We start from the raw sequence: 8,543 nt of genomic DNA, 5'->3' as shown, positions 1-8,543 counted from the left end.
CCTTACGGGCGACCGCGACCACGTCACGGCGGAACTCTTCGGGAAAAGCCTTCGGCATGATGAACATCCTTCCACCCGCGAGTCTCATCCTCACAGGTCAGGAATCAACCAAACCTTCAGCAGTCCCAAACCTACGCAGGTCATTCCGCCATGCCCGCAATGTGATCGTCCGCGAGGACAGGCGCCGGAACGTACCAGCGCGTAACACTTCATTCAATCAAACGCCCTGTTCCCACCACATGGTCAAGTCTCCGACACCTGACGACCCGCACAGCAACCTCGGAGGGGGTGCTCAGGGAAGGTTGCGTGGCAACCTCTTCAGAATAGGCGGATCTGTCTATCCCTCGAGAGATGAGGACAACCCCGAGGGAGTTGATCACCGTCTAAGGCCACTGGACGAAACTACGAGCTAGTGCCCGAATCCGCCGCACAATGGAGTATGCCTGAATCCTCATACTCCGCACTTGCTGATCGTCTCCTCACCATCGCTTATGACATCACGGCGACATCGGGACCGGCTGCTCTGTCACTTCGTGAGGTACAGCGCAGAGCAGGAGTATCTGCGGCCACTGCGTACTGGCACTACAAGGGCCGAGCAGATCTGCTCCTGGCTGTAAGCCGGCGCGCCACCGCCAAACTCGCTGACACCCTCAACGACGCGATCACGCAGCCCCTGCCTTCACGGACATCGGATCTAGCAGCGGTCTGCCTCGCCTACATGCACTTCGCTCGCGATCACGAGGGGCTTTTTCAGGCCATCGTGATGAACTCCTCGACGGAGGAGCTCACGCACCCAGCCGAATCTGCGCGTGGCAAAGCCGGACTAGCGGCATTCGAAGTCCTCCAACGAGCCGTTGCCGATTACACACCCGAGGCTGGGACAGGTTCCCCTATCGGCAACGCTGCTTTGCACGTGTGGGCGGCTTGCCACGGCTTGGCGGTGCTGCTGATCGACTCACCCATGGCCGGCTGGCCCGAGAGTGACAAGGAGCAACTACGGCTCCAGCACGTGCAGTTCGTCTTGAATTCGCTCTCGAGGCATTGAAGTACGACGCGACGGTGCGGTCTAGCGGTGCTAGACGAATCCTCGCTAGCACTGCTAAATTGGGCTTAGGCGGGACCTCCCGTGAACTCAAGAACTGAGACAACCACCGACGCAAGGAACATGCAATGACAGTAAATCTGAGCCACCCTGACGGCCTCCTGATACAGGATTCCTACGCTCCGGTCGCTTCGGCGACCGGTTCCCGTCTTCTGCTGCTCGCCGGACAATGCGCAGTAACACCCGAGGGAGCCGTGACCGCGACGGACCTTGCAGGGCAGGTGCATTCTGCGATGCAAAACGTGGTGGTGGGGGTTAAGGGAGCTGGTGGTGATGTGAGCGATATCGCCAGGCTCACCATCTACGTGGTGGGCTGGAAGCCGGAGATGGGGGCTCAGCTGCTGGAGGGAGCCTCCCGCGCCCAGGAATCCGACGGATATAGCACTCCGCTGCCACCCATCACTGTGATCGGCGTCCAGGCGTTATGGACGCCCGACTTGCTCGTCGAAATCGAAGCCACAGCAGTTCTGGCCTAATCACGAAACGGTCGAACCGTGTCAGCTTCCCGCATTCTTAAGGCATGACGAACAGCGCATCGGGGACGCCGGAGAGCAAGTACCGGCGTGCAGGCCCCGCCGCTCATGGATCGACCAGCGGTCGACCGCTAAGCGAGACGCTGTATGTAGGCGACTGGCTACATGCCGACGAAAAGCACAGTAGGGTTCGACTGCGTCGTCAGCGACTGGCCTGAGCCGCGGCGCCGCCTCCAGGCAGATGCAAACAGACAGCAGGTCATGGGCTCTCTTGGGAGGATGATGACGCGGTCGCTACGCGCCGACCGGATCGCTGTCAAAGAATGAAGCGACCTCATCAAGTGATGGTCCTCGTTCTCGACGGGGCGCTTCCGCTGGACGTGGGGATTCAGGCGGAGGTGTTCCATCCGGAGTCTAGGTTCCCCTTCGAGGTGTCGGCCTGCGGTGACCGCCGGAACGGTGCGGTCCCACGGAGGATTCGGCTGCGCCGTTCCGCGGTGACTGGACGCGCTGGCCGACGCGGGCACGATCGTCGTCCAGGGGTACGCTCCGGTGGACACGCTAAGCATGAAGGTCTCGCGGGCGATTTGACCCGGTCCCCAGAACACTGTCTTGACTTGGGATGACGCCATAGATCATGGCTCGGGGTGTGACCTGGGTCGGGCCGCGCGGTGAAAGGTCTACTTTGCCGGCCGAGCGGCGCCGTCGAGTACCGGCGTCTACACCGCACAGAACACTGCTTGGTACATCGCTGTCAAAGGAGTCATAGATGAAGGAACGATTGATGGATCTCTCTGGCAAGACGGCGATCGTTACGGGAGCTTCACGGGGCATTGGGCGCGCAACTGCACTCGCTCTGGCTGCTCGCGGAGCCAACGTCGTGATTGGATGCCGCATTCGTCTCGACGCGGCGCAGGAGGTGGTGCGTCTAATAGAGGACGACGGCGGCCGAGCATTCGCCCGGGCCGGAGACGTTGGCGATGAGAACCACGTTGTCGCTCTGTTCGATGAAGCCATTGATCACTTCGGAGGCGTGGACATCGTTGTGGCAAATGCCGGCCGACAGTATGTGGCGCCATTCGCTGGTCTAACGCTGCAGAACTTTGACGAGCACCTTGTAGGTGAGCTTCGTGGCTACTTCCTCACTCTCCGGGAGGCAGCACGTCGAGTACAGGACCACGGGCGCATTATTGCCGTCTCCACCGTCAACACCCGAATGCTGTTGCCGGAGATGGGTATGTACCTAGGTTCTAAGGGAGCGGTTGAGCAGTTCGTACGCGTGCTGTCCCGTGAGCTGGGTCCCCGCCAAATCACCGTCAACGCCGTTTCGCCGGGGGCAACGGACACCGACGCATTCCAGCCCGAAATGTTGGATCTGGCCGTATCACTCTCGGCCCTCGGTCGCTTGGGCCAGCCGGAAGATGTCGCCGAACTGATCGCCTTCCTCGCCGGCCCCGGTGGCCGGTGGGTCACAAACCAGAACATCTTGGCTGGTGGTGGCCTCGCCTAGACGGTAACCGGCAGCGGTACTGCAGCACTGGGTTTGTCGGGACTGTCCGATAAATGGTGTGTGAAGTCCTGCGGTTTTCATCAGTGAGTGGTTCTTTTGAATCGCCCGGCGAAGGGCAAAAGTGAACGCGTTCAGGGCGGGCTTCCCCACTTGTGGCGGAGGAGTTGGAGCCCTGGGAAAACTTAGGTCTGCAGACTTGGCTCAATAAGAAGAATCTATTTCTAATCATCTTAGGAGGGTTTATGAAGCATTTTCAGTGGACTGACAGGGAGCCGCTCCGATGAGGATACGACGTTTAGGGTGGGCGGGAATAGAAGTTGAATACGACGACAGCGTCATAGTGGTCGACTTGCTTGAGAATGATGCGCCCTTATCTCCGGAACTTGCCTTCGAGTTTCCGCTGACACCACCGACTCGGCTTGGTCGGACGGATGGCGCTTTGGTCTCGCACCTGCATGCAGACCATACTGATGCTGCAGCATTGCAGCGGGCTCTAAGGCCCAATGCTCCGGTTTATCGGCCGGAGTCAGAAAAAGGACCGTTCGGAGACGAGGCGCACCCCGCGGCTGTTGAAGCCGAGCTGAGAAAGCACGGACTTCATGCTGAGACAGTGGCGGAGTGGGACAGCCGGACGGTGGGACCATTCCGAGTCACCGCTGTCCCGGCTATTGACGGGTTGGGCGACCCGCAGGTCTCCTGGGTCATTGACACCGGCGACCTGCGGATCTTCCATGGTGGTGACACCATGTTCCATGGCTTCTGGTGGTCAATTGCTCGCAGGCTCGGGCCGATTGATGTGGCTTTCATGCCAATCAACGGCCCCACCCTAGAAGAGGTCCCCAACATTGAGCCGCCAAGCCCTTTGCCGGCGGTCCTAACGCCTGAGCAGGCGGCCATCGCAGCACATCTTCTCGGAGCTAAACGCGCAGTGCCCATTCATTACGGGCTAGACAAGCCGCCGCTCTATGCGCAAGCACCAGACGCGGTCAATCGGTTCAGGCGCCAAGCGGCTGAACTCGGACTAGAGGCCATCGTTCTCGAACCGGGGGAGGACCTGTATTTATAGAGGATGCCGCAATAAGACAACGCCCCGAGGGCTTAATGGATTGGATCCGTGGACGGGCGGGTGCGTTGACGTCCTGGCCGGCAAGCGCACGCCCGGTAGGGCAAGATCAGACCAGGCTGACTCAAGGAAACACTACTGGGAAGCGTAGGGTCCGCCATTCGGGCGGTCCCTGCGGCTGTTCTGAGTCAGATTTCCGTCGCCTAAACCTCTATCGGTAGCCGCGCTATCGTGCCAGTCGCGGGGGTGAACTGGGACGGCAAGTTCTCCTCACCCGCCTGGACGGAATATTTATTAAACCGCTGTCCACATCGTAGGAGTCTCCCGGCACACGCCAGCTTTGATCGCCGACGCGTTGAGCCGACAGAGTGGTGATAGGGGATAATCGTCGATCATTCGCTCCTGGCGAGAGCGGCCGGTTCAACCCGTGTGGATGGCGGGTCGTAACTGTCCGGGATGGAATAGGCGCCACGCTACCTTTGTCCCTCCGATCTACATCTCATGGCGTTCCAGTCATCGACTATGACCTCGATACTGCCGGTGACCAAGCCGTCTACAATGGCTTCTGCCACCAGTCGGGGTGGATCTTGGGCCCGTCATATCCGGCAGCGAAGTCCGTATCTGTCGCGCCCAGCATCACGGCCTGCACGAGGATGTTCTGATCGGTCAATTGGAGCCGCGCAGCGTTGGTTGTGATCCAGACAGCGGCTCTCGCCGCTCAGTAGGCGTCGTTGCTTGCATTTAGGAACCAGACGGATGCGAAGAGCACAATGCTGATCGCCTCGATCCCATTGGCGGCAAGGACCGGGGCGAATTCGCGGATTAGATTGAGAGTGCCCCAAATATCGGTGTGAATATCCCGTCGGATTTCGCTTAGCGCCCAGTGACAATTGGCGCGCCTGCGACGATCCCAGCATCTGATGTCACCACGGTGACATCAGACGCGGTCCGCGTAGCGGAGACGATTGACTCCAGGCCCGTCGGATCGGGCCCCAGAAGCTCAACGCCCGCCAGGTCAAACACTTCGGCGCGAATGGAGGTGGCATAAATCTTCTTCGCTCCGCGGGCGCAAAAGTCCGCGCCGAAACGGCGCCCAACGACCCGGTTCGATCCGGGATAAGGACACCTGGCCTTCAATGTTCATGATGGCTCCCTCTTCCTGCGCGGTCGGCTCCGAGGGCACGACATGACTCAGCTAGACCAAGACCGGATATTAACGTGAAAGGCAAGTCTGTGGCCAAATCAGGTGATTGAGATCGCCTTCGAATCGGAGATGTAGCAGCCAGGATGGGAGGGAATACGCGCACTGCGCTGCAGTGAGGAGGAATGGCTCCTTGCGCCTGAGCACACGCCAATCGGGCCTGACTGACTTGTACATGTCCTTCCAGAGTCAGCATGCTGACGTCATGCCTGCTCCAGAGCACCCAGCAACCACCTCCTCACCAGTATCGGGCAGTTCAAGAGGTGGAGTGTCCTACAACAAGTTCTCGGGATTTGACCCTGTTGTGGGCACAGCCTTTTCAATGGTCTCAGTAGACAACGCCGGGCCCGGAGAAGCACATCGGGGCCGCGGTGATACGGGCGAAACGGCGGAGCACGCTGCACCCGTTGCAAAGATGACAAAGGAGAACAGACAAAATGGACAATCCTTACGAAGGCATCCAGGAGTGGGTGCAACAGCTACCCGAGATCGTCCAGCCGTTGGGTGTCGCCGTCGCCGGCACGGTCCCCTATTTCGAGGGTGAAGGTGCTGTCGCGATGGGCATCCTCCTTGGAATCAATCCGATCGTCGCGGCGATAGCGGCGATGGTCGGCAACTTTTTGAGCATGCTCGCCGCCGTTCTGATCAGTTCCCGCGTCCGCGAGAAGGTCGTAGCCAGTCGTGGGGGAAAGGATCAGTTTGCTGACGCGGAATCCGTCGCCACATCGTCGAGGCGTGCGAAGGGCCAAAGGCGCCTCCAGGGCTGGCTCTCGCGGTTCGGCCTGCCTGGCGCGAGCATCCTTGCCCCACTTGCTCTTCCCACGCAGCTGACCGGCGCATTCTTTGCGGCGTCAGGGGTTGAAAAGGAGAGGGTTGTGTTCTGGCAGGCCATCGCAATTCTGCTGTGGACTGGTGGTGTTGCAGTACTTTCGACTGGCCTCGTCGGGCTCCTCGGCTGGTAGTGAGCCGACTTTGCCGCACTCGAGTGATAAATCTGAAGGGAGTAGCACCGTGCAGGTGTTCGTCATTGGAGTAGACGGCGCAATCGGCGGTTCGCTGGCAGAGCCTCTGACAGCGCAGGCAGACGCAGTGTCCGTTCTTGCTCGAAGACATGGGCAGTAGCGCCGCATGACAGAGCGTGGCGTTGATGCAAGCATGGCCGATGTAACCGATCGGTGGCATGATGAGGGGCATGGCCATGACCGAACTAACCGCCGCCGCACTCGGCCGGCGCGTCCGCGCAGCACGGAAGGACCGAGGCCTTACCCAGCAGGAGCTTGCCAAAGAGTGCGGGATTTCCCGGAAGTTCATCGGGGAACTCGAGGCCGGCAAGGAGAATGCCTCCCTCGGGCTGACGCTGAAAGTCATTAACCACCTCGACATCGACCTGAGTGCGAAGGGCCAGCAACGGCACCGCATCGACTTCGGCGCGCAATTCGCGGACACACTGGCGGCCCGGGATTACCCATTTGCGCTGCGGCTCCTGGGCGAATACGCCAGCGCATCAATCACCTTCGGGCGCCCAGAAATGACCAGTGCACCAAAGATCGATGACGCCGAGTACCTGACCGCTCTTGCGGGCATCAACCGGTGGATCTCGCGGAAAACCGGATCAGCCACACCCTCGTGGGCGGCCCGCGCCAAGCCGTCGAGCACCCCGATCTTCCCGGCGGAAAAACTTCATCCCGTCGGCGACAGGATGAAGGATCTGATCCGGAAGGACACTCCGGCCGAGCTCGCTGAACTGAATGTCTGGATCCGTGAGCGTGACCTCGCGACGGTTTAGCAGCAGGGGCTTCCTGCGCGACGACGTCATAGTGCTCCTTGAAGAGCTCGAATCCCGTCTGCTCGCCCGGGGTGTCCAGCTGGACGTACAGATTGTCGGGGCAGCGGCGCTGCTCCTGCACGGACTCCTGGACAGGGCGACCGGCGACATTGATGCTCAGTACGAGAACGCTGCCCTGGTGGATGAGGTGGTGCAGGAGATGGCCGATGATCACGGTCTGCCCGACCGGTGGCTGAACTCCAACGCAGTCGCCTACCTGCCGAACAAGGCGTCCTGGATGGCCGGCCCGCCAGGATCATCGTCGGCGGTCCGCCTCGCGGACCTGCACTCCCTGGCGGCGATGAAGCTTGCGGCCGAGCGCCAGAAGGACATCGAGGACCTCGGCCGGATCGCACGTGCCCTCGGTATCGAGGACCCGGAGGAACTTGTCGACATCGCCTACTCCAAATACGGCGAAGATTCGATGCCTCTAGCCGCCCGGCGCGACAACCACCTGATCGTGGCGGAAGAGGCGATCCATGCAGTTCAAGGCCAACCGTGAGAAAGCCCCGACAAGGTGAGTGATCTTCGCCTTCACGATCGAAGCCCAGATCGGCCGTGGGGGCCGCAGGCGGTGAACAATCTCCGGGGCGGGCGTGGAAGGGACCCTGGAACTCAGTAAGGTCGTCCGCGCTGGGTTTCCCGTGCCTGGCCCGTACTGGGGCCGCCTTGATGGCGTTGAGGGACAGGTTCTGCCGGACCGCCGCACGCCATTGGAGCGGCTTGCCCGGCTCGATGAGGCGTTTGTTGGGCGGTGCTCTCAAGCGCCGGGATGGCACCTGGCCGATTCGGCGGAGCGGGAGAAACGGTCATGCAGCTGTCGGCCGCTCGGATCATGAGTGGTTTGAGGGGAGGTGACGTCGTAATGGAGAATCTGGAGACCGCGCATGGCGTGCGGCGCGCGCGGGATTCGGTAACGAGCGGGGGCGCCACCCGGTCACGGCCGCGGTTGAATCTCTCCGGCGGGATCGGATTCTTCACGGCGAAGAAGCGCCGCACCCGGTCAGTGCGGGGTGCGGCAGTGTTGGGGAAGGCCTCTGGTGGGGAGAGGCGGGGTTGTGGACAGTGTCCACACCTGGGGCTTCGGATCAGGTCGTACATCGGTCGGACTGGACCGGATTCCGCACGTTTCCGAAGGAGCCCAGTATTCGCAAGGGCTGGCATCCGGTTCGAGTCCCACCTCGGGCACATGTTTCCCCTAGTCAGAGGCCCTTTTGCGCTCGGACTGTGGACAACCGGCCCAATTCTGCGGTCCGGGTGCCGGTTCTGGTGGCTGGGTTGGGGTTTTCCGGGGTTGGGTGCCGCCTTTCTGTCGCGAAGCTCGGGTTGGGCTTTCTTACTACTTCATGGGGGAGAGGCGGGTTAGGTA

At 61.0% G+C, this 8,543-nt stretch carries 7 protein-coding genes; all 7 read left to right on the top strand.

Annotation, left to right across the window (positions count from 1 at the left end; all coding sequences use genetic code 11):
• Positions 1-439 precede the first annotated feature (439 nt).
• The 7 genes from GVV86_RS17695 (at position 440) to GVV86_RS17665 (ending at position 7,676) form a co-directional block, all read left to right on the top strand.
• Positions 440-1,045 carry a TetR/AcrR family transcriptional regulator gene (locus tag GVV86_RS17695; protein ID WP_159803566.1) on the top strand — a complete coding sequence of 202 codons (606 nt, stop codon included), beginning with the start codon at positions 440-442 and terminating at the stop codon, positions 1,043-1,045.
• A gap of 125 nt (positions 1,046-1,170) precedes the next feature.
• On the top strand, positions 1,171-1,578 hold the full coding sequence (locus GVV86_RS17690) for a RidA family protein (protein ID WP_159618697.1): 408 nt from the start codon (positions 1,171-1,173) through the stop codon (positions 1,576-1,578).
• Positions 1,579-2,344: 766 nt separating this feature from the next.
• The gene (locus tag GVV86_RS17685) at positions 2,345-3,085 is read left to right on the top strand and encodes an SDR family oxidoreductase (RefSeq protein WP_201291516.1); all 741 of its coding nucleotides are present in this window, start codon (positions 2,345-2,347) and stop codon (positions 3,083-3,085) included.
• Positions 3,086-3,365: 280 nt separating this feature from the next.
• Entirely contained in the window at positions 3,366-4,151 is a 786-nt protein-coding gene (locus GVV86_RS17680; RefSeq protein ID WP_159803565.1) for an MBL fold metallo-hydrolase, read from the top strand.
• A 1,635-nt stretch (positions 4,152-5,786) separates the two neighbouring features.
• The gene (locus GVV86_RS17675; RefSeq protein WP_159803564.1) at positions 5,787-6,311 is read left to right on the top strand and encodes a small multi-drug export protein; all 525 of its coding nucleotides are present in this window, start codon (positions 5,787-5,789) and stop codon (positions 6,309-6,311) included.
• A gap of 236 nt (positions 6,312-6,547) precedes the next feature.
• Positions 6,548-7,135: a helix-turn-helix transcriptional regulator gene (locus GVV86_RS17670; RefSeq protein ID WP_201291515.1), complete on the top strand. Its 588-nt coding sequence runs from the start codon at positions 6,548-6,550 to the stop codon at positions 7,133-7,135.
• Positions 7,110-7,676 (top strand): DUF6036 family nucleotidyltransferase, encoded by a 567-nt coding sequence (locus GVV86_RS17665; RefSeq protein ID WP_246670042.1) that lies wholly within the window; start codon positions 7,110-7,112, stop codon positions 7,674-7,676. Before GVV86_RS17670 ends, GVV86_RS17665 begins: the two co-directional genes overlap by 26 nt.
• Positions 7,677-8,543: the final 867 nt, after the last annotated feature.

The organism is Arthrobacter zhaoguopingii (genome assembly GCF_009828595.1).
GTDB classification, from domain to species: domain Bacteria; phylum Actinomycetota; class Actinomycetes; order Actinomycetales; family Micrococcaceae; genus Arthrobacter_D; species Arthrobacter_D zhaoguopingii.
This window is presented reverse-complemented; position numbering and strand designations above follow the sequence as displayed.